Here is a 21,225-nt window from a genome sequence, read left to right on the forward strand (position 1 = left end):
AAGGGCTGACAGCTTGACAAGGCCAATCCTCTACGGCGCGGAGTACAGTGTGTATGTGCGCATCACGCGGATGGCGCTGGCGGAGAAAGGCATCGACTGCGAGCTGGTGCCGCTCGACATCTTCGCCTCCGAGGGGGTCCCGGCTTGGTATCTCGAACACCATCCGTTCGGCCGCATTCCGGCCTTCCAGCACGCCGAGTTCCGCCTGTTCGAGACCAGCGCGATCGCTCGCTATGTCGACGAGGCCTTCGATGGGCCGGCGTTGCAGCCTGCCGATGCGCGCGGCCGCGCCAGGATGGGCCAGATCATCGGCATGCTCGATGCCTATGCCTATCGGGCGATGGTCTGGGACGTCGCTGTCGAGCGGCTGGAAAAAGAAGCGCCCGACGAGGCGCTGATCGCCGACGGGCTGCGGCAAGCCGAAACAGTGCTCGGGGTGCTGACGTCGCTGAGGGCACAAGGGCCATGGCTGCTTGGCGACCAGCTGACGTTGGCCGACCTGCATGCGGCGCCGATGATCGGCTATTTCGTCAAGGTGATCGAGGGGCGCGACTTGCTGGCGCGGTTTGCGGGTATCCGGGACTGGTATGCTCGTGTCTCGCTGCGTGCAAGCTTTGCGCGCACCGACAAGGTTAGTTGACAAGGATTGAGATGGCTGCGGGGCAGCGCCCCTCCCAACCGTCGTAATAAGTCCAATCCGACGCTTACGCCGCCTCGAGAGCCGCCCTTACCGCCGCGATCGCATCGTTGGCTTTCGACGCGTCCGGTCCGCCGGCCTGGGCCATGTCGGGACGGCCGCCGCCGCCCTGCCCGCCCAATGCGGCGGAGGCGACGCGCACCAAGTCGACGGCGCTGAAGCGGTTGACGAGATCATCGGTGACGGCGACCACGACGCTCGCCTTGTTGTCCTCGCCAGCGCCAACGAACACGACGACGCCAGAGCCCAACGAAGTCTTGCCGGCGTCGGCCAGCGGCTTCAAATCCTTCGGCGAGACGCCGGAAACCGCCTTGCCGAGGAAGCCGACGCCAGCGACGATCTCGTTGGCGGCCGGCGCATCGGCAGGCGACCCGCCGCCCAGCGCCAGCTTCTTGCGCGCTTCGGCCAGGTCCTTCTCGAGCTTCTTGCGCTCTTCGAGCAGCGCTTCGACGCGCGCTGGCACATCCGCCGGCGAGATCTTCAGCGTGGCGGCGGCCGCCTTCAGCCGCCTGTCCTGCTCGTCGAGATGTTTTCGCGCGGCTTCGCCTGTCAGCGCCTCGATGCGGCGCACGCCTGCGGCGACCGCGCCGTCCGAAACGATGCGTACCAAGCCGATATCGCCGGTCGCCCTGACATGCGTGCCGCCGCAAAGCTCGACCGAATAAGGCCGGTTGGCCTTGGCGCCATGAACGCCCGTGCCCATCGAGACGACGCGCACCTCGTCACCATACTTCTCGCCGAACAGCGCCATCGCGCCCTCAGCAATGGCGTCGTCGACCGACATCAGGCGCGTGGTCACCGGGCTGTTTTGGACGACGATCTCGTTGGCCATGCGCTCGACCTCCTCGAGCTCCTGCGGAGAGATCGGCTTGTTGTGCGAGATATCGAAACGCAGGCGCTCGGGCGCGACCAGCGAGCCTTTTTGAGCGACATGGGTGCCCAGCACCTCGCGCAGCGCCTCATGGATCAGATGCGTCGCGGAATGGTTGGCGCGCAGCCTGGAACGCCGGGCATGATCAACCTTCAGTTCGACCGCGGCACCCGTCTTGACTGTGCCTGCGATCACCTTGCCGAGATGCACAAACAGACCATCGGCCTTCTTCTGCGTATCGGAAATCTCGATCGAGAACCCCTCACCCGAGATTACGCCGGTGTCGCCCATCTGGCCGCCGGATTCGCCATAGAACGGCGTCTGGTTGACGACCACGGCGATCGCATCGCCCTTGGCGGCGCTGTCAACGGTCTTGCCGTCCTTGACCAGCGCCTGGATGAGGCCCTCAGCCTGCTCGGTTTCGTAGCCGAGGAATTCGGTGGCGCCGGTTTTTTCGCGCACGGAGAACCAAACCGTCTCGGTGGCGGCCTCGCCGGACCCGGCCCAGTGCTTGCGCGCCTCCGCCTTCTGCTGCTCCATCGCATTGGTGAAGCCGGCAAGATCGACCGAAATGCTGCGCTGGCGCAGCGCGTCCTGCGTCAAGTCGAGCGGGAAGCCATAGGTGTCGTAGAGCTTGAATGCCGTCTCGCCATCCAGCATATCGCCGGCGCCGAGCTTCTCCGTCGCCTCGGAGAGCAGCCCGAGGCCGCGCACCAGCGTCTTGCGGAACCGTGTCTCCTCCAGTTTCAAGGTCTCGGTAATCATCGTTTCGCCGCGCACCAGTTCCGGATAGGCCTGGCCCATCTCGCGCACCAGCGCCGGCACCAGCTTCCACATCAACGGATCGCGGGCGCCGAGCAGCTGCGCATGGCGCATGGCGCGGCGCATGATGCGACGCAGTACATAGCCGCGGCCTTCGTTCGACGGCAGCACGCCGTCGGCGACCAGGAAGGAGGACGAGCGCAGGTGATCGGCAATGACGCGGTAGGAGGCAACCGTTTCCGCATCGGGCACGCGCCCAAGCGCGGAGGACGCAGCATCGATCAAATGACGGAACAGGTCGGTCTCGAAGATGCTCTCCACCCCCTGCAGGATGGATGCCATGCGCTCCAGGCCCATGCCGGTATCGATCGACGGGCGCGGCAGGTCGACGCGCTCCTCCTTCGTCACCTGCTCATACTGCATGAACACCAGGTTCCAGAATTCAAGGAACCGGTCGCCATCCTCCTCCGGACTGCCGGGAGGGCCGCCCCAGATGTGCTCACCACGGTCGATGAAGATTTCCGAGCACGGGCCGCAGGGTCCGGTATCGCCCATCGCCCAGAAATTGTCCGAGGTCGGGATGCGGATGATGCGATCGTCGGAGAAACCGGCGATCTTCTTCCAGAAACCGGCCGCCTCATCGTCGGTGTGGTAGACGGTGACCAGCAGCTTGTCCTTCTTCAGCCCGAATTCCTTGGTGATGAGGTTCCAGGCAAGCTCGATGGCGCGCTCCTTGAAATAATCGCCGAAGGAGAAATTGCCGAGCATCTCGAAAAAAGTCAGGTGGCGCGCGGTATAGCCGACATTGTCGAGATCGTTGTGCTTGCCGCCGGCGCGAACGCTTTTCTGGGCCGTGGTGGCACGCGAATAGGGGCGCTTCTCCAAACCGGTGAAGACGTTCTTGAACTGCACCATGCCGGCATTGGTGAACATCAACGTCGGATCGTTGCGCGGCACGAGCGGGCTCGAGGCCACGACCTCGTGGCCCTCCTTGCGGAAATAGTCGAGAAATGTCGACCGGATCTCGTTCACGCCACTCATGGATACTGCCTTTTCAAGAGAGCCGCCGGCCGGACCGGCGGGAGATGGCTCTGTGTTTTCTAGAAGATGGAGTTGGCCTTTTAGCCGTAGCTCTTGACCCTGTCCAGAAACACGGAATTGGGCCAATTCGCGCTTTGCACCGGCACTTGCGCAGGCACGCAAACGAAAACCGCCGGCGCGAAGGCCGGCGGTTTGGAACGCGGTACTACAGAACTCTGTTACTTAAGCATCGGATAATAGGCTGGATTTATGGCCAAACTCTGGCGCTGCCCTACATCGCGCCGGCTTCGTCCTCAAAACCATCGTCGCCATTGCCCTCTGAGCCACCGTTTTCGAGGAATTTTTCGGCGATCAACCCGGCATTCTGCCTGAGCGCCAGTTCGATCTCGTGCGCGGTGTCGGGATTGTCGCGCAGGAACAGTTTGGCGTTTTCGCGGCCCTGGCCGAGACGCTGCGAATTATAGGAGAACCAGGCGCCCGACTTCTCGACCACACCGGCCTTGACGCCGAGATCGACCAGTTCGCCAGTCTTGGAGACGCCCTCGCCATACATGATGTCGAACTCGACCACCTTGAAGGGCGGCGCCAGCTTGTTCTTGACCACCTTGACGCGGGTCTGGTTGCCGACCACCTCGTCGCGATCCTTGACCGAGCCGATGCGGCGGATGTCGAGACGTACCGAGGCGTAGAATTTCAGCGCGTTGCCGCCGGTCGTCGTCTCGGGCGAACCGAACATGACGCCGATCTTCATGCGGATCTGGTTGATGAAGATGACCATGGTGTTGGAGCGTGAGATCGAGGCGGTCAGCTTGCGCAGCGCCTGGCTCATCAGGCGGGCTTGCAGGCCGGGCAGCGAATCGCCCATCTCGCCCTCGATTTCGGCGCGCGGCGTCAGCGCCGCCACCGAATCGACCACCAGCACGTCGATGGCGCCGGAACGCACCAGCGTATCGCAAATTTCCAGCGCCTGCTCGCCGGTGTCGGGCTGCGAGATCAGCAGGTTTTCAAGATCGACGCCGAGCTTGCGGGCGTAGACCGGATCGAGCGCGTGCTCGGCATCGACGAAGGCGCAGATGCCGCCCTTCTTCTGGGCTTCGGCCACGGTATGCAGGGCCAGCGTCGTCTTGCCCGAGCTTTCCGGCCCGTAGATCTCGATGATACGGCCGCGCGGCAGACCGCCGACGCCGAGCGCGATGTCGAGGCCGAGCGACCCGGTCGGCACCGTTTCGATCTCGACGACCTGCTCGTTGGCGCCGAGCCGCATGATCGAGCCCTTGCCGAAAGCCCGCTCGATTTGCGACAGCGCCGCATCCAGAGCCTTTGATTTGTCCACTGCCTTATCCTCTACCAGCCGCAAAGAATTCTGAGCCATGATACATCACCCCTTGGTCGTCAATGAAGGCCGGACAATCCGTAATCCTTGTCATTTTGTACCTTTTTTGTTCTCATTTGGCAAGGGGTGACAACCAATTGAAAAACAAGCGATATCCTGATTTGTTCTTTTTTTGTCTCGCAAACCCGGGCAGAACAGGCTCCGCCCGGGCAGGAACAGGCCGCGCATTGGGCCAGACGGCTCGATCGTATCGCCCGGCCGAATCGCCATCCTGCATGCGAAGCTCTGTCGCGCACTCTAGCGCTTGTGCGGTCCCGACAACAAAGGTCATATCGCCGCCATGGTGGATTCCTTGAAGATACTGGCCGTGGGCGGTGCCCATATCGACCGGCGTGGCCAGGTGTCCGGCCCCTATGTGCCGGCCGCCTCCAATCCCGGCACGATGCGCGAGGATGTCGGCGGTGGCGTCTTCAATGCGTTGCGCAGCATGGTGCGGCGCGGCCTCTGCGCATCGCTGCTTTCGGTGCGCGGTGGCGATGCGTCAGCCGATACGGTTTCACGGGCCATCGCCGAGGCAGGCATCGCCGATCTTTCGGCGGTGTTCCTCGATCGTGCCACGCCGAGCTACACAGCGCTGATCGATCGCGAGGGCGAATTGATCGTCGGCTTTGCCGACATGGCATTGTACGACCTGGCTTTTCCCAAGCAGATCAGGCGTTCCAAGATACGCCAGGAAGTGGCCGCCGCGGATGCCATCCTGTGCGACGCCAACCTGCCGTCGGCCGCACTGGAGGGGTTGCTGTCGCTCGCCGCCGGTAAACCGGTTTTCGCCATCGCGATTTCCCCGGCCAAGGTGACGCGGCTGATACCGGTGCTCGGCGGGCTGGCCCAACTCTTCATGAACCGACGGGAGGCCGCTGTGCTGGCCGGCGTCAACGCAAGTGCCGGCGAGCGGGAAATGATCGACGGGTTGCGGAGCAGCGGCCTTGGTAGCGGCGTGGTCACGGCAGGCAGCGGCCCTGTGCTGGGTTTCGACGGTACGGGCGCCTTCTCGATCGTGCCACCTGCCCCCAGAAAAGTCGCCGATGTCACCGGCGCCGGCGACGCGCTGGCGGGCGCGACGGTCGCGGCGCTGCTGCGCGGCCTGCCGTTGCGCCAGGCCCTGCGCGAAGGCGTCGCGGCGGCAATCCTGGCCATCGAAAGCGCCAACGCGGTGCCCGAATTCACCGCGGCGAGCTTCGCGGCGGCGCTGGCCCTTGTGCCGGATGCCAGGGAAGTGGCATGAGACCGGCAAATTCATAGAGCGCAGTGGATGCGCCGCACTCCGGATTGGAGATCAGAGATGACGCCAGAAACCGCCCGCCCTTTCGTCGATATCCACGCACCGGTGGCGCAAGCCCTGGCCGCCGGGCGTCCGGTGGTGGCGCTCGAAAGCACCATCATCACCCATGGCATGCCCTATCCCGACAATGGCGCCATGGCGGCCAATGTCGAAAAGATCATCGCTGACGGCGGCGCGGTGCCGGCGACGATCGCCGTGATTGGCGGCCGCATCAAGATCGGCCTCTCCGACGGCGAGCGCGAATCGCTGGCGATGACGGGTGGCGCCATGAAGCTGTCGCGCGCCGATTTCGGCTTCGCCGTCGCGCAAGGCCGCACCGGGGGCACCACGGTCGCGGCGACCATGATCGCGGCTGACATGGTCGGGATAAAGGTATTCGCCACCGGCGGCATCGGCGGCGTGCACAAGGGCGCGGAAAAGAGTTTCGACATCTCGGCCGACCTCGATGAACTGGCGCGCACGCCGGTCATCGTCGTCTCGGCCGGCGCCAAGGCGATCCTCGACATCGAAAAGACGCTGGAAGTGCTGGAGACGCGCGGCGTGCCCGTTATCGGCCATGGCTGCGAGACGATGCCGGCCTTCTGGTCGCGGCAGTCGCCGTTCCGGGCGCCATTGACGCTGCACAAGCCGGATGACATCGCGCATTTCTATCAGACGCGCCTGGCTCTGGGTTTGGGCGGCGGCTTGCTGATTGCCAATCCGGTGCCGGAAAACCACGAAATCCCCGCTGAAGAAATGGCGGGCTACATCGAAGCCGCGCAGAAAGCGGCCGAAGACCTCAACGTCACCGGCAAAGCGGTGACACCGTTCCTGCTGGGAAAAATCCTCGAACTCACCGGCGGCCGCAGCCTGAAGACCAACATCGCGCTGGTCGAGAACAATGCAAGGCTGGCGGCTGAGATCGCCAAGGCCTTGTAGGTCACTTGCCGGCGCGCCGCCCTGCCTCATAGGCGCGGCGTGCCCAGACCGTCATTTCGTCCGGATCGTCAAAAGCGCTGTCGGGAATGCTCCAGTAGGGCATTGCCACCAGCTTGCCGTGGCGCGTGCCGGTGTAGGTCCACTGCCGGCAGCCCGCGGCTTCGAAATCCGGTGCGCTTTGCTCGTCGGCTTTCAGCAGCAATTCGCCACGCAGGACAATGGCGACGATGACGCCGTCGAAATAGATGCCCTTGCCGCCGAACAGTTTTCGGATGCTGACCGGACCGAGGCCCTCGAACAGTTCGGCGATGCGTTCATTGTCCATGCGGCGATCATGTCACCGGCATTTGGCCTTGTCATCGCCGCAACCAAAATCATGCTGACAGGTTGAGACTATCGTGTCGGAGATTTTGCCATGCCTGTGCTGCTCAAGGGGTCCTGTCGCTGCAACGCCGTGCGTTTCGAAGTGGAAAGCCACACGCCCGTGCCGTTCATGCTGTGCTACTGCTCGATCTGCCGCAAGCAGCAGGGCGGCGGCGGTTTCGCCATCAATCTCGGCGCCGACTACGGAACGCTGAACATCAGGGGCAAGAGAAACCTTGGCGTCTATCGCGCCGAGATCGAGGACGACGAGCATCCCAACTGCGAGGTCTCGACCGGCGAGCGCAATTTTTGCCGCAAATGCGGGTCAGCGCTGTGGCTCTACGACCCGACGTGGCCAGAACTGGTGCATCCCTTCGCCTCGGCGATCGACAGCGACCTGCCGAAGCCGCCCGAAAAAGTGCATCTGATGCTGAAATACAAGGCGAACTGGGTCGAACCCGATGTTGGGCCTAAGGACAAGGTGTTCGACGTCTATCCCGAGGAATCGATCGCCGACTGGCACAAGCGGACAGGCATGTGGGTGGATTAGCTTTCTTCACCCCGTTTACGGGCGAAGGAAATGCTCAGGCCGAAGCGCGCGCCTCGGCCAAGGCTTTCAGATCGGCCGGCTTCAATTCGACCGATTCGCCGCAGCCGCAGGCCGAGCTCTGGTTCGGGTTGCGGAAGGTGAAGCCGGTGCGCAGCGTCGTCTGCTCGAAATCCATCTCTGTGCCGAACAGGAAAAGGGCGGCCTCGGGCGCGACGTAGACATGGGCGCCGTCGCGTTCGATGTGGTCGTCCTTGGCGTTCGGCTCGGTCACCAGATCGACCGTGTATTCCATGCCGGCGCAGCCGCCCTTCTTGATGCCGAGGCGAATGCCATGCGCGTTATCGCGCGTGGCGACGATCTCGCGCACCCGGTCGGCGGCCTTTTCGGTCATCGTGATGACGGCAAAGCGTCCCATGTTTTTCCTTCTCCATTCCATGCAGGTTCAAGGCCTGCCGAATGATTCCTCACCTAAAATGGTGAAGTTTTACCACTGGCGCAAGTGTACTGGGCTCGGTGCTAGTACCAGCCCACCGCGACCTGCGCCTCTTCCGACATGCGGTCGGGCGTCCAGGGCGGGTCGAAAGTCATGTTGACCTCGACCCCGGACACGCCTTCGACAGCGCCGACGGCATTCTCGACCCAGCCAGGCATTTCGCCGGCCACCGGACAGCCGGGCGCGGTCAGCGTCATGTCGATCTTGACCGAGCGGTCGTCCTCGACGTCGATCTTGTAGACGAGGCCGAGCTCGTAAATATCGGCCGGAATTTCCGGGTCGTAGACCGTCTTCAGCGCCGAGACGATGTCATCGGTCAGCCGCGCCAGTTCATCAGCCGGGATGGCCGAAGCGGAAACGACGCTGTTGCCGGCGGTTTCCGGCGTAGCATCGGTGGTGGTGGTGCTCACATCTTCCATGGTCGTCACCCGAAAAACTTGCGCGCTTTTTCAAGCGCCTCGGCCAAAGCGTCGACTTCGGCCCTGGTATTATACATGCCGAACGATGCCCTGCATGTGGAGGTTACGCCAAAGCGTTTCAACAGCGGCTGGGCGCAATGGGTGCCCGCGCGGACAGCCACGCCTTGCCTGTCTATCACCATCGAGACGTCATGGGCATGAATACCTCTTAGTTCGAAGGAGATGATGGCGCCCTTGCCAGGCGCATCACCGAAGATGCGCAGCGAATTGATGGCGCGCAGGCGCTCATGGGCATAATTCTTGAGGTCTTCCTCGTGTGCCGCGATGCGCTCACGCCCGACGGTGTCCATGTAGTCGAGCGCGGCACCCAGTCCGATGGCCTGGACGATTGGCGGCGTGCCGGCCTCGAAGCGATGCGGCGGGTCGTTGTAGGTGACGATATCTTCCGTCACCTCCTCGATCATCTCGCCGCCGCCCATGAAGGGCCGCATTCCGGCGAGACTATCCTTCTTGCCGTAGAGCACGCCGATGCCCGAAGGGCCGTAGACCTTGTGGCCGGTAAAGACGAAGAAATCGCAATCGAGATCCTGCACGTCGATGGGCATGTGCACTGCGCTCTGGCTGCCGTCGACAAGCACGGGAATGCCGCGGGCGTGAGCGATCCGGACAATCTCCTTGATTGGCGTCACCGTACCCAGTGCATTCGACATCTGCGTGATGGCGACGAGCTTGGTGCGGCCGGTCAGGCGTTTTTCGAATTCCTCGATGTGGAAGACACCGAGGTCGTCGACCGGGACCCAGACCAGCTTGGCGCCCTGGCGTTCGCGGATGAAATGCCACGGCACGATGTTGGAATGGTGCTCCATGATCGACAGCACGATCTCGTCGCCCTCGCCGATATTGGGCATGCCATAGCCATAAGCAACGGTGTTGATGGCCGAGGTCGTGTTCGAGGTGAAGACGATGTTGTCGGTGCTTGGCGCGTTGAGGAAACGGCGCACCGTTTCTCGCGCCTTCTCATAGGCGTCGGTGGCGGCATTGGAGAGGAAATGCAGGCCGCGATGAACGTTGGCGTATTCCTGGCTGTAGGCGTGCTCGATGGTATCCAGCACCACCTGCGGCTTCTGCGCCGAGGCGCCGTTGTCGAGATAGACGAGCGGCTTGCCATAGACTTCGCGCGACAGAATCGGAAAGTCACGGCGGATCGTCTCGACGTCGTAGGGGGTGGTTTCGATCTTCTGGTCCATCACATTTAGCCGTGCGTCACGAACCACTCATCGAGCCGCGCTTCCAGCGCCTCGACGATCGTTTCGTCATCCAGTTCCTCGATCACCTCGGCGACGAACGCCTTGACGAGCAACCCCCGCGCGCTCTTTTCGTCGACGCCGCGCGCCATCAGGTAGAACAAATGGTCGTGGTCGATCTCGGTGACCGTCGCGCCATGGCCGCAGACGACGTCGTCGGCAAAGATCTCGAGCTCCGGCTTGGTCGAGAACTCGCCATCGTCCGACAAAAGCAGCGTGTTGCAGGCCATCTTGGCGTTGGTCTTCTGCGCATATTGATGGACATTGATGCGGCCCTGGAACACGCCCCGCGCCTTGCCGGTCACCACATTGCGGATGACTTCGGTCGATGTCGTATGCGGCACGGCATGGTCGAGCACCATGGTGACGTCGGTATGGGTGTCGCCGGCCAGAAGATTGATGCCGCGCAGCTTGAAGTCGGCGCCTTCGCCCGTCGTCTTGACCATGATTTCCTGGCGCACCAGCCTGCCGCCGGCGTTCATGACGAACAGCGTCAGTTTGGCATCCTTGCCGATATGGGCCTTGAACTGCGCCAGATGTGTCGCCGTATCCGGCTGCTCCTGGACGATCAGCCAGGTCACCTCGGCGCCCTCGCCAAGCACGAGCTGGCTGACCGAGCTCGTCAGCGCCGCGCCCTCGCCGGCTTGACGCTCGACGATGACCGCCTTGGCGCCGGTGCCAACCCGCACCGGCAGGCGCACATGGGTCTGGCCACCGGCCTGCAGGTTCTGCAGCTCGATCGGCTTTTCCAATTCGGCACCATCGGTGATATCGACAAAATAGCCGTCGGCAACGAAGGCCGTGTTCAGCGCGCCGATGGCGTCGTCGCTGCCATAGGGATCAAGCCCCGGCGCGATGCTGCCGTCGGTCAGCTTTTCGGACAGACGCTGGACGCTGACGCCGTCGACGACCGGCGCCTTGGCGCTTGATACCCCGTTCAACAGGGTCAGAACCGTCGAACCGTCGACGATTGGCGCGATGGCTTTGGCGGCGGCGGCCGGATCGAAGTCCGGCACCGCACTCAACAGCCGGCGCAGGTCGGTATAGTGCCAGGATTCGATGCGCCGCGTCGGCAGGCCGTGCTTGACCGCTTCTATGGCGTCGTCGCGCTTCAGCATCACCGCGCCGTCTCCCGGCAAAAGCGACAGCCGTTCGCCGAAGGCGTCGATCAACGCTGTCTCGGCCGGTGTCCGCTGCGGTTGTGTGTGCATATTCATCAGTCTCGCCTGTCTTTTGGAACAAAATGACTTGGCACGTTACGCGGCTTGCCCGATGACGCCGGCATAGCCGTTCGCTTCAAGATCGAGCGCCAGCGACTTGTCGCCCGACTTGATGACCTGGCCCCTGTAGAGCACATGCACGCTATCAGGCACGATGTGTTCGAGCAGGCGCTGGTAGTGGGTGATAACCAGGAACGCCCTGTCCGGCGAGCGCAGTGCGTTGACGCCATCCGAGACAATCTTCAGCGCATCGATGTCGAGGCCGGAATCGGTCTCGTCGAGCACGCACAGTTTCGGCTCCAGCAGCTTCATCTGCAGGATCTCGGCGCGCTTCTTCTCGCCGCCGGAGAAGCCGACATTGAGTGGCCGCTTCAGCATCGCCATGTCCATGTTGAGCGAGGCGGCGGCTTCCTTCACCCGCTTCAGGAATTCCGGAATCTTCAGCGGTTCCTCGCCGCGCGCCTTGCGCTGCTCGTTCATAGCCACCTTGAGGAATTCCATGGTCGCCACGCCCGGTATTTCCATCGGATATTGGAAGGCGAGGAAGATGCCGGAAGTGGCGCGTTCGGCCGGATCCATTTCGAGGATCGACTGGCCGTTGTAGAGGATGTCGCCCTCGGTCACCTCATAGTCCTCGCGGCCGGCGAGGATGTAGGAGAGCGTCGATTTGCCCGACCCGTTCGGTCCCATGATCGCGGCGACCTCGCCGGCTTTCACCGTCAGGTTCAAGCCCCGAATGATCTCGGTGCCGTCATCGACGATGCGGGCGTGCAGGTTCTTGATCTCAAGCATTTTTGTTTCCTGAATATTTATCCGGGCCGGTCAGCCCACCGAGCCTTCCAGCGAGATGCCGATCAGCTTCTGCGCCTCTACGGCAAACTCCATCGGCAGCTGCTGGATGACATCCTTGACGAAGCCGTTCACGATCAGCGCGATGGCTTCCTCTTCCGGGATGCCGCGCTGCATGACGTAGAACTTCTGGTCCTCTGATATTTTCGACGTCGTCGCTTCGTGCTCGAACTGCGCCGTCGAGTTCTTGGCTTCCATGTAAGGCACGGTGTGCGCGCCGCACTGGTCGCCGATCAGCAGCGAGTCGCAATTGGTGAAGTTGCGGGCGTTGGTCGCCTTGCGGTGCGCCGAAACCTGGCCGCGATAGGTGTTCTGCGAAAAGCCGGCGGCTATACCCTTGGAGATGATGCGGCTCGACGTGTTCTTGCCGAGATGGATCATCTTGGTGCCGCTATCGACCTGCTGGTAGCCGTTCGACACGGCGATCGAATAGAACTCGCCCGAGGAATCGTCGCCGCGCAGGATGCAACTCGGATATTTCCAGGTGATCGCCGAGCCGGTCTCGACCTGCGTCCACGAGATCTTCGAACGATGGCCACGGCAGTCGCCGCGCTTGGTGACGAAGTTGTAGATGCCGCCCTTGCCCTCGGCATCGCCGGGGTACCAGTTCTGCACCGTCGAATATTTGATCTCGGCATCGTCGAGCGCGACCAGTTCGACCACGGCGGCATGCAACTGGTTCTCGTCGCGCTGCGGCGCCGTGCAGCCCTCGAGATAGGAGACGTAGGCCCCCTCCTCGGCGATGATCAGCGTGCGCTCGAACTGGCCGGTGTTCTTCTCGTTCATACGGAAATAGGTCGACAGCTCCATCGGGCAGCGCACGCCCTTGGGCACGAAGACGAACGAGCCGTCGGTGAACACGGCCGAATTCAGCGTGGCGTAAAAATTGTCGGAGGTCGGCACGACCGAGCCGAGATATTTCTTGACCAGTTCTGGATGCTCGCGGATCGCTTCGGAGATCGAGCAGAAGATGACGCCGGCCTGCGCCAGCTCCTTCTTGAAGGTGGTGACGACAGACACGGAATCGAACACCGCGTCGACTGCGACGCGGCCCGATTTGTAGACATTGTCGCTGACTTCCTCAAGCTCCGAGGCGTCGGTCTTCTGCACGCCGGCGAGGATTTCCTGCTCCTTCAACGGAATGCCGAGCTTCTCGTAGACTTTCAAGATCTCGGGATCGACGTCGCTGAGCGAAGTCGGTCCGGGCGTGCTCTTGGGCGCCGCGTAATAGTAGATGTCCTGGAAATCGATCTTGGGATAGTTGACGCGCGCCCAGGTCGGCTCTTCGAGCGTCAGCCAGCGGCGATAGGCTTCGAGGCGCCATTCCAGCATCCAGGACGGCTCGTCCTTCTTGGCCGAAATGAAGCGGATGATGTCTTCGCTCAGGCCCTTGGGAGCCTTGTCGACAGCGATCTCGGTCTGGAATCCGTATTTGTATTGGTCGACGTCGATCTTTCGGACCCGATCGATCGTGTCCTGCACAGCAGGCATATGCGTTCTCCATCCACGCCGGGGTCAAGGCCCGACAGTTTTCAAACTATGGCACCGCCGAATGAACGCCCGAGCAGCGTCCGCGGCAGCGTAAGTTTCATATAGTGCGCCTCGACCGGAAATTCACCCGGCCAGCATGAAACGCACGGCTCTACCAGGCCGAAGCCTGATCCTTTTTCTCAAGCATCGGATTTCCCGGTCCGATGCTCCAACCGCTACGCGGCCTTCTCTCTACCCGCCCGACGCGCGGCAATGCTTGCCAGCGCGGTGCGGAACAGTTCGATATCCTCGTCGGCGGTCGCGGCACCGACCGATACGCGCAAGGCACCAAGGCTGTCGCCGTGTCCCATGGCCTTCAGCACGTGGCTCGGCCCGACCTTGCCCGACGAGCACGCGGAACCGGCGGAAAGCGCCACGCCCCCTAGATCAAAGGCGATCTGGGCGGTTTCGGCTTTGACGCCGGGAATAGCGAAGAATGTCGTGTTGGCAAGCCTTGGCGCGCCGGCTCCGAAGATTTCCACGTCCGGCACCAGCGTCTTGATTGACGTTTCGAGCTCATCGCGACGCCGACGCACGGCACCGATGGCCTTCAGCCCGGCCAGCGCTTCGCGCGCGGCGGCGCCAAAACCGGCGATGCCGGGCAAGTTCTCGGTGCCGCCACGGTGGCCCTTTTCCTGGCCGCCGCCATTGATCAGCGGCTTCGGCATCATCAGGTCGGCAGCGGCAACGATGGCGCCGGCGCCCTTGGGGCCGCCGATCTTGTGCGAGGACAGAATCACATAGTCGGCATATCCAGCCGACATATCGATGGAAACGCGGCCCGCGGCCTGAACGGCGTCGACGACAAGAATGCCGCCCGCCGCCCCGACGATCTCCGCCATGCGGTCGATCGGCTGGATGACGCCGGTTTCGTTGTTGGCGGCGTGGATCGCGACCAACGGCAAGCCATCGGCCCTATCGTGACCGCCGAGCGCAGCCGTCAAGGCGTCGAGACTGACGATGCCATCAGCGCCGACACCGATCCGCGTCACCAGCTTTGCCGGAAAGCGTCCGCCATTCAGCAGGCATGGATGGTCGGCCTCGCACACGTAGAGCCGGCTCATGCGAATGGCGCCGCGCCCCATCTGCCAGTCCGGCGTCAGCAGCGTCGAGGCGGCCTCGGTCGCACCCGAGGTGAAGACGACATGTTCGGCCTTGCCGTTGACCAGTGCCGCCACGTCGCGCCTGGCATTGTCGATCAGCCTGCGCGCGGCACGCCCCTCGGCATGGACCGACGAGGGGTTGGCTGCGTCAATCGCCGCGACCATGGCCTCGCGCGCCGCTGAAAGCAGCGGCGCACTGGCATTATAGTCGAGATAGGCGCGTATCGCGGCCATTTTCGTCCAGTTCTTCCCGTCAAAAGCCATTCCGCCGACGTATGGCGTTATTTCCTTGAAATTCCAAGGCAAGCCGTCCTATTTACGCGGCTTGCGGCGAGTGCGACCGGGCGATTGCGTTTCGGCCACCCAGTTTTGAACAATTCTAAACTAGCTTCTAGGAAGACGCCCGCCCTGCGTCAAGGTCTGTGGAAGCGGGGCCAGAGCAAGAGTTCCGGGCGCCGCGCATTTGTATATGTCACGTGGAGTATTTCATGCCTGAGGTCATTTTTACCGGTCCGGCCGGCCGCCTGGAGGGACGCTACCAGCCCTCGAAGGAAAAGAGCGCGCCGATTGCCATCGTGTTGCATCCGCACCCGCAGTTCGGCGGTACGATGAACAACAAGATCGTCTATGACCTCTTCTACATGTTCCAGAAGCGCGATTTCACCACGCTGCGCTTCAATTTCCGCGGCATCGGCCGCAGCCAGGGCGAGTTTGACCACGGCACCGGCGAGTTGTCGGACGCGGCGGCCGCACTCGACTGGGTGCAGTCGCTGCATCCGGATTCCAAGAGCTGCTGGGTGGCCGGCTATTCCTTCGGTTCGTGGATCGGCATGCAGCTCCTGATGCGCCGGCCCGAAATCGAGGGCTTCATCTCGATCGCGCCGCAGCCCAACACCTATGATTTCTCCTTCCTGGCGCCCTGCCCGTCCTCGGGCCTGATCATTCACGGCGATGCCGACAAGGTAGCGCCACCGAAGGATGTGCAAGGCCTGGTCGACAAGCTGCACACGCAAAAGGGCATCACCATCACGCAGAAGACCCTGCCCGGCGCCAACCATTTCTTCGCCAACGACGCCGATGTGCTGATCGAGGAATGCGCCGACTATCTCGATCGCCGGCTGGCCGGTGAATTGTCCGATCCGCGGCCGAAGCGGCTGCGTTAAGACACAGGCGATCCGTATCCCCGGGCCATGAGCGGGCGGGCAAGGCCCGCCTCCTCCACATAAGGCCGCCGCGGTGCGGACGGCGGCAGCGACCTATTTTGCCGTGGCAACAAGCCGGAACGATGGCTTGCGGACCGGCAATCCTGACGGTGCCGGCCTGAAGATGAAGCCGAGCCTGGCAAAGACCAGTCCGCACGCCACCGCGAAGGCGCAGCCGAGGCCGAAGCCGGCAACGGTGTCGCTCGGGTAGTGCGCGCCGACGAAGACCCTGGTCGAGGCGATGCAGGCCGTGACCACCAAGGCGATGTACCAACGCCGCGGAAACAAAAGCAGCAGGATGCCGAACACGGCGCCCATCGTCGTGGCATGGCCGGACGGAAAGCCGGCAAAGCGCGCGTCGAAGGCAAAAGGGTGCAGCGCAAGGACGCCGAAATCCGGAAAATAGAGCGGGCGAGCCCTGCCAATGGCATATTTGAGGACATTGACCGTTAGGCCGGACAGGCCAACGGCGCTCAGCACCAGGAAAGCCAGGCAGGTCCAACTGTAGACCAGCATCAGCGCGCGCCGCGAAAGGCTTCGCCAATCCGTCAGATTGGCCGCGACAAGCAGCAGCGAGGACGGGATGAGATACCAGCCGCCCAGTCCGAACTGCGTGAAGAACTCGGCAAGCCTGGCCGCGCCCGCCGACCATTGGCCATGTGCCACTCCTGCCGGCGTATCGAGACGGACAAAGACCGCGGCCGTCAGAAAGACCCAGACCAGACCCCACGCCCACCATGAGATGTTGGGATAGCGAGCGGGGCGAACGGCAAGGCGCCGTCTTGCGATCTGCAGGGTGTCGCGAAAATTGCCGAGGGATCGGCGTCCTATCCCGAGGAGCGATCTGGAAACTCGAGGGCGCGATTTCACGAGCATTGGGAACTCGACTCCATCATAGAAGTCATTGCACTATACGGTAGAGACCGAGCGACAGTTTGTCTCCCGACGAATAGTTGAGACCGTCGACTTCGGCGAGGCGGTTCGCCGACTTGCCTTGCGCGGACAGCATGCCATTCAATTTCTGCTCGTCGCCGATCGGCACCAGGCCCAAGGAGCAAGCGGGATCGGCGAGCAGATGTTCCGCCACGCCCCCGACATCGGTCAGCACCGTTTTCGTGCCGACCAGGAACACCAGGCTCGGCTCCTGATAACGCGCCGAGGCCAGCACGGTCGTGTCGCAAGGTTTGTTGGCGCGCACCGTGTCCCTGATTGCCGGGCTCAGCCAGATCGGCTTCAGGGACGGGGCGATGACGCCGAACAGCAAGGCGTAGGCGATGCCCGCACAGGCGGCGGTGGCACCGATGCGGGGCAGCGGCACCTGCAACTGCCGCGAAAACGCGAAATAGCCCGCGCCGAGTGCGGCCGCGGCCGCCGGAATGCTCCACCAGGAAAAAGTGTGCGTAAGGTAGATCGGCGCTCCGATGCAGACCGCCGCCAGGCCCAGGCTGACCACGACAAGACCGAATGCGGTCGACCACCACAACCATTGCTGCCAGCGCCTGAGCGGCGCATTGGCATCCTGCGGCTGCAATGTCAGCAGCCAGCCGATCAGCAGCGCCATGCCGGGATAGGCGGGCAGGACATAATGCGGCAGCTTGGTGGGAATGAGTTCGAAGACGAGCCAGAACGGAATGTACCAGGCGAGGCAGAAGCGCAGCCTGACATCGTCGCGCATGCGGTTAAGGGCCTGCAGGCCAGCACCTACCGCGATCAGGCCGAACGGCCACATGAACAGCGAATAGGTCAGCATGTAGAAGCCGGGCGGCAGGCCGTGCGATTCCGCGCCCGACGCGACCTTGCCGAGCATGTCCTTGCCGACCGCCTGCTGCAGGAAAGCACCGTGGCTCTTCCAGGTGATCGCGGCGAGCCAGGGCAGAGCAATCACCAAGACGAGTAGCAGGCCGCGCCCAACCCTGAGCTTCGACAGCCAACGCCCGTCGCGCTCGAAGGCAAACAGCACGGCGATGGTCAGCGCCGACAGCAGCGGCGCGATCGGTCCCTTGATCAGGATCGCGGCGCCTTGCGCGATCCAGAAGATCCACCAGAGATGGCCGGCGACCGCTTCCTTGCGGCGCGATGCGAGATAAATCTGCGCCAGCGCGCCTTGCGCCGCAACGCAGCAGGCCAGCAGCATCGCATCGGTCTTGGCGTCGCGGCCCTCGAAAGCCGTGGCGAAGATCGCGGCCATCACCAGGCCGGCCGCGAGGCCGGCATTGGCACCGAAAAGATTGGTCCCAGTCCAGGCGATCGCCAGCACGGCAAGGGCAATGCCAAGTGCCGAAACGGTGCGATAGACCCAGATCGGTGCCTCGGCACCCTGCCCGCTCAGCGCCACGGCCGCCGATTGCAGCCAGTAGATGCCGATCGGCTTCTGGTAGCGCGAGGTCTCCTGGAAGCGGATGTCGACATAGTCGCCGCTCTCGACCATCTGCTTGGAGGCCTGGACGAAGCGGGGCTCGTCACGGTCGACCGGCGGCATGGATGCCAAGCCTGAAGCCGTCATCACCAGGCTGAACAGGAAGAGGAAGATGTAGTTCCTGTTCAACGCCATTTTTTGCGTCTCTCCGATCATTTCTTTTTGGGCGGTTGCTCAATCGACCTTGGTCATCGCCGCCTTGCGCTCATTGGCGATCAGCCAGAGATTTCTGATATAGATGAACATGCCCATGGCCTGCCCGGCGATGAACACCGGATCCTGGCGCTGGATGGCATAAATCAGAAGCAGGCCACCGCCGAACAGGGAGAAGAACCAGAAGGCCACCGGCACGACGCTGCGCTTGGCCTTTTCCGAGGCGAGCCACTGCACGACGAAGCGCATGGTGAAGAAGAACTGGGCGACGAAGCCGAGCAGGATCCACGCATCGAACTGCTTGATGAAAACCTGATGAAGCCAGGTTCCCAATTCCTGAAGCACATTAAACACGCTTGATTTCCTCTATTTTTGGCATTCTGCGGCGCCTGCGGCGCAACCACCAGACACCGCAGAGATCGAGCACACCCTGCAGGCCGCGATCGAAAATGCCGTAATTCGATTTGCCGTGCCGGCGCGAGCGGTCGACGACGTCGCAATGCACGACGCGATACCCCTCCTGGATGACCAGGGCCGGAACGAAGCGATGGGTGCCGTCGAAGAACGGCAGTTTGCGCAGGACATCGGTATGAACCGCCTTCAGGCCACAGCCGGTGTCGCGCGTCTCGTCATGCAGGATGGCGTTTCGCAGCCAGTTGGCGAAACGCGACGCCAATTGTTTGACCTTGCTGTCGCGGCGCTTGAGGCGCTGCCCTTGCGCGGCGCCGAAATCGGGCCCGGCCTGGCGCAGCGCATCGACCAGCACCGGAATGTACTGCGGATCGTTCTGGCCGTCGCCGTCGATGGTCGCGACGATGCCGCCGCGCGCCGCCCAGGCGCCCGAACGCACCGAAAGGCTCTGGCCGGCGGACTTCCGATGCCGCAATTCGCGCAGCGGAAACGGGCGTCGCGCCGCCTGTTCGGCGAGCACGGCAGCCGTCTCGTCGGTCGAGCCGTCATTGACGATGATCAACTCGAAGTCGCGGCCGGCCATCGCCGCCTCGATCTCGTCGATCAGCAGTGGCAGGTTTGCCGCCTCGTTCCTGCAAGGAATGACAATGGATATCAATGCGTCCGGCATGTCGCGTCGGGGCTCTGTCGTCGGATATGGCATTTTATGGATGCCGTGCGGTGCCGCTTGAGGTCGTGGACTGTTAGAACCTTGTGGCGCGGCGCCTCATTACGCCAGCCGAAACGATGAAGCAAGCATTGCGGCCGGACCGCCGCTGGCACCATCCGCGCGGCCGCAAAACCGGAATCCACTTTTGCTGATCGCCAACTCTTGGTTGGCGCGCGATCCGGCGCAAAACCGGAATCCACTTTTGCTGATCGCGCTTGGGTGCTAAACGCGCGCGTTCACATATGCCCGCCACGGACCGCGGCGTACGCTTCGGGAAAGAAAACATGCCTGCCTTCAAATCCGATTTCCTGCGCACGATGAGCGAGCGCGGTTTCATCCACCAGACCTCGGATGATGCCGGTCTCGACACTATTTTCGCCAAGGAAACGGTGACGGCCTATATCGGCTTCGACGCCACGGCCAAGAGCCTGCATGCCGGCTCGCTGATCCAGATCATGATGCTGCATTGGCTGCAGCAGACTGGCCACCGGCCGATCGCGCTGATGGGCGGCGGCACGTCGATGATCGGCGACCCCTCCTTCAAGGACGAGGCGCGCAAGCTTTTGACGCCTGCGGATATCGACGCCAATCTCGCCGGTATCCGCCGCAACTTCATGCCCTACCTCAAATTCGGCGGCGGTCCGAACGACGCGGTCATGATCAACAATGCCGACTGGCTGATGGAGATCAACTACGTCAATTTCCTACGCGATGTCGGGCGGCACTTTTCCGTCAACCGCATGCTTGCTTTCGATTCCGTCAAATTGCGGCTTGATCGCGAGCAATCGCTGTCGTTCCTCGAATTCAACTACATGATCCTGCAGGCCTATGATTTCGTCGAACTCTACAAGCGCCTCGGCTGCCGCCTGCAGATGGGCGGCTCCGACCAATGGGGCAACATCATCAACGGCATCGATCTCGGCCGCCGCATGGAGGATGCGCAACTCTACGCACTGACCACGCCGCTGCTCACCACCTCGTCCGGCGCCAAGATGGGCAAGTCGGCCTCGGGCGCGGTCTGGCTCGATCCGGAGATGCTGAGCCCCTACGAATTCTGGCAGTACTGGCGCAACACCGAGGATGCCGACGTTGCCCGGTTCCTGAAACTCTACACCACGCTGCCTTTGGAAGAGGTCGCACGGCTCGAGCGGCTGGGCGGTTCCGAGATCAACGAGGCAAAGAAGATCCTCGCTACCGAGATCACCGCTCATCTGCATGGCCGCGCGGCCGCCGAACAGGCCAGCGAGACGGCGCGCAAGACCTTCGAGGAAGGCGCGCTCGCCGACACGTTGCCGACCGTCGAGACGGACAAGGCCGCGCTCGAAGCCGGCGTCGGCATCCTGTCGCTGTTGGTCAGCGCGGGGTTGGCTTCATCCAATGGCGAGGCACGGCGGCATATCCAGGGCGGCGCCGTGCGCCTGAACGACCAGCCGGTAAGCGACGACCGTCGACTGGTCACGCTTCAGGATTTGAGTCCGGAAAACGTCGTAAAGCTTTCATTGGGCAAGAAAAAACACATCCTGGTGAGACCGGCCTGAG

At 62.8% G+C, this 21,225-nt stretch carries 20 protein-coding genes; 6 read left to right on the forward strand and 14 right to left on the reverse strand.

Annotated elements, in window-relative coordinates:
• Nucleotides 1-13 precede the first annotated feature (13 nt).
• On the forward strand, nt 14-640 hold the full coding sequence (locus O7A60_RS15650) for a glutathione S-transferase family protein (protein WP_337107070.1): 627 nt from the start codon (nt 14-16) through the stop codon (nt 638-640).
• A 64-nt stretch (nt 641-704) separates the two neighbouring features.
• Here the strand turns inward: O7A60_RS15650 and alaS are convergent, their stop codons facing one another.
• Nucleotides 705-3,371 (reverse strand): alanine--tRNA ligase, encoded by a 2,667-nt coding sequence (gene alaS / locus O7A60_RS15655; protein ID WP_337107071.1) that lies wholly within the window; start codon nt 3,369-3,371, stop codon nt 705-707.
• Nucleotides 3,372-3,642: 271 nt separating this feature from the next.
• Nucleotides 3,643-4,743 (reverse strand): recombinase RecA, encoded by a 1,101-nt coding sequence (gene recA / locus O7A60_RS15660; protein ID WP_337107072.1) that lies wholly within the window; start codon nt 4,741-4,743, stop codon nt 3,643-3,645.
• A gap of 301 nt (nt 4,744-5,044) precedes the next feature.
• On the opposite strand from recA, the gene O7A60_RS15665 reads away from it, so the two are divergent.
• Nucleotides 5,045-5,989: a carbohydrate kinase family protein gene (locus O7A60_RS15665; protein WP_337107073.1), complete on the forward strand. Its 945-nt coding sequence runs from the start codon at nt 5,045-5,047 to the stop codon at nt 5,987-5,989.
• Between the two features lie 57 nt (nt 5,990-6,046).
• A complete protein-coding gene (locus tag O7A60_RS15670; protein ID WP_337107074.1) occupies nt 6,047-6,964 on the forward strand; it encodes a pseudouridine-5'-phosphate glycosidase in 918 nt (305 codons plus the stop codon).
• 1 nt (nt 6,965) lies between these two features.
• On the opposite strand, the gene O7A60_RS15675 is transcribed toward O7A60_RS15670, so the two are convergent.
• Nucleotides 6,966-7,289: a TfoX/Sxy family protein gene (locus O7A60_RS15675; protein ID WP_027143662.1), complete on the reverse strand. Its 324-nt coding sequence runs from the start codon at nt 7,287-7,289 to the stop codon at nt 6,966-6,968.
• Between the two features lie 90 nt (nt 7,290-7,379).
• Between O7A60_RS15675 and O7A60_RS15680 the strand changes: the two genes are divergently transcribed.
• Nucleotides 7,380-7,877 carry a GFA family protein gene (locus tag O7A60_RS15680; protein WP_337107075.1) on the forward strand — a complete coding sequence of 166 codons (498 nt, stop codon included), beginning with the start codon at nt 7,380-7,382 and terminating at the stop codon, nt 7,875-7,877.
• Nucleotides 7,878-7,911: 34 nt separating this feature from the next.
• Here O7A60_RS15680 and sufA read toward each other — a convergent pair whose 3' ends face one another.
• The 7 genes from sufA to O7A60_RS15715 form a co-directional block, all read right to left on the reverse strand.
• Nucleotides 7,912-8,292, reverse strand: coding sequence for a Fe-S cluster assembly scaffold SufA (gene sufA / locus O7A60_RS15685; protein ID WP_027143660.1), 381 nt, complete (start codon nt 8,290-8,292; stop codon nt 7,912-7,914).
• Between the two features lie 101 nt (nt 8,293-8,393).
• Complete coding sequence (locus O7A60_RS15690; protein WP_337107076.1) at nt 8,394-8,789, reverse strand: SUF system Fe-S cluster assembly protein; 396 nt, start codon at nt 8,787-8,789, stop codon at nt 8,394-8,396.
• 5 nt (nt 8,790-8,794) lie between these two features.
• Nucleotides 8,795-10,036, reverse strand: coding sequence for a cysteine desulfurase (locus tag O7A60_RS15695; protein ID WP_337107077.1), 1,242 nt, complete (start codon nt 10,034-10,036; stop codon nt 8,795-8,797).
• 5 nt (nt 10,037-10,041) lie between these two features.
• Entirely contained in the window at nt 10,042-11,310 is a 1,269-nt protein-coding gene (sufD, locus tag O7A60_RS15700) for a Fe-S cluster assembly protein SufD (protein ID WP_337107078.1), read from the reverse strand.
• A gap of 39 nt (nt 11,311-11,349) precedes the next feature.
• Nucleotides 11,350-12,105 (reverse strand): Fe-S cluster assembly ATPase SufC, encoded by a 756-nt coding sequence (sufC, locus tag O7A60_RS15705; protein ID WP_337107079.1) that lies wholly within the window; start codon nt 12,103-12,105, stop codon nt 11,350-11,352.
• 30 nt (nt 12,106-12,135) lie between these two features.
• Entirely contained in the window at nt 12,136-13,653 is a 1,518-nt protein-coding gene (sufB, locus tag O7A60_RS15710; RefSeq protein ID WP_027143655.1) for a Fe-S cluster assembly protein SufB, read from the reverse strand.
• 215 nt (nt 13,654-13,868) lie between these two features.
• Nucleotides 13,869-15,029 carry a cysteine desulfurase family protein gene (locus tag O7A60_RS15715; protein ID WP_337107080.1) on the reverse strand — a complete coding sequence of 387 codons (1,161 nt, stop codon included), beginning with the start codon at nt 15,027-15,029 and terminating at the stop codon, nt 13,869-13,871.
• A 254-nt stretch (nt 15,030-15,283) separates the two neighbouring features.
• Here O7A60_RS15715 and O7A60_RS15720 point away from each other — a divergent pair, with 254 nt between their 5' ends.
• A complete protein-coding gene (locus tag O7A60_RS15720) occupies nt 15,284-15,958 on the forward strand; it encodes an alpha/beta hydrolase (RefSeq protein ID WP_027028091.1) in 675 nt (224 codons plus the stop codon).
• Between the two features lie 93 nt (nt 15,959-16,051).
• Here O7A60_RS15720 and O7A60_RS15725 read toward each other — a convergent pair whose 3' ends face one another.
• Genes O7A60_RS15725 through O7A60_RS15740 form a run of 4 tightly spaced genes read right to left on the reverse strand, consistent with a single transcriptional unit; the run spans nt 16,052 to nt 19,647 of the window.
• The gene (locus O7A60_RS15725; protein ID WP_337107081.1) at nt 16,052-16,873 is read right to left on the reverse strand and encodes a phosphatase PAP2 family protein; all 822 of its coding nucleotides are present in this window, start codon (nt 16,871-16,873) and stop codon (nt 16,052-16,054) included.
• A 25-nt stretch (nt 16,874-16,898) separates the two neighbouring features.
• The gene (locus O7A60_RS15730) at nt 16,899-18,548 is read right to left on the reverse strand and encodes an ArnT family glycosyltransferase (RefSeq protein WP_337107082.1); all 1,650 of its coding nucleotides are present in this window, start codon (nt 18,546-18,548) and stop codon (nt 16,899-16,901) included.
• 39 nt (nt 18,549-18,587) lie between these two features.
• Nucleotides 18,588-18,920 carry a lipid-A-disaccharide synthase N-terminal domain-containing protein gene (locus O7A60_RS15735; protein ID WP_010909058.1) on the reverse strand — a complete coding sequence of 111 codons (333 nt, stop codon included), beginning with the start codon at nt 18,918-18,920 and terminating at the stop codon, nt 18,588-18,590.
• Nucleotides 18,913-19,647 (reverse strand): glycosyltransferase family 2 protein, encoded by a 735-nt coding sequence (locus O7A60_RS15740; protein WP_337107083.1) that lies wholly within the window; start codon nt 19,645-19,647, stop codon nt 18,913-18,915. Before O7A60_RS15740 ends, O7A60_RS15735 begins: the two co-directional genes overlap by 8 nt.
• A gap of 323 nt (nt 19,648-19,970) precedes the next feature.
• Between O7A60_RS15740 and tyrS the strand changes: the two genes are divergently transcribed.
• On the forward strand, nt 19,971-21,224 hold the full coding sequence (gene tyrS / locus O7A60_RS15745; RefSeq protein ID WP_337107084.1) for a tyrosine--tRNA ligase: 1,254 nt from the start codon (nt 19,971-19,973) through the stop codon (nt 21,222-21,224).
• Nucleotide 21,225 lies beyond the last annotated feature (1 nt).

The organism is Mesorhizobium salmacidum (SeqCode) (assembly GCF_037179605.1).
Classification (GTDB): domain Bacteria; phylum Pseudomonadota; class Alphaproteobacteria; order Rhizobiales; family Rhizobiaceae; genus Mesorhizobium; species Mesorhizobium salmacidum.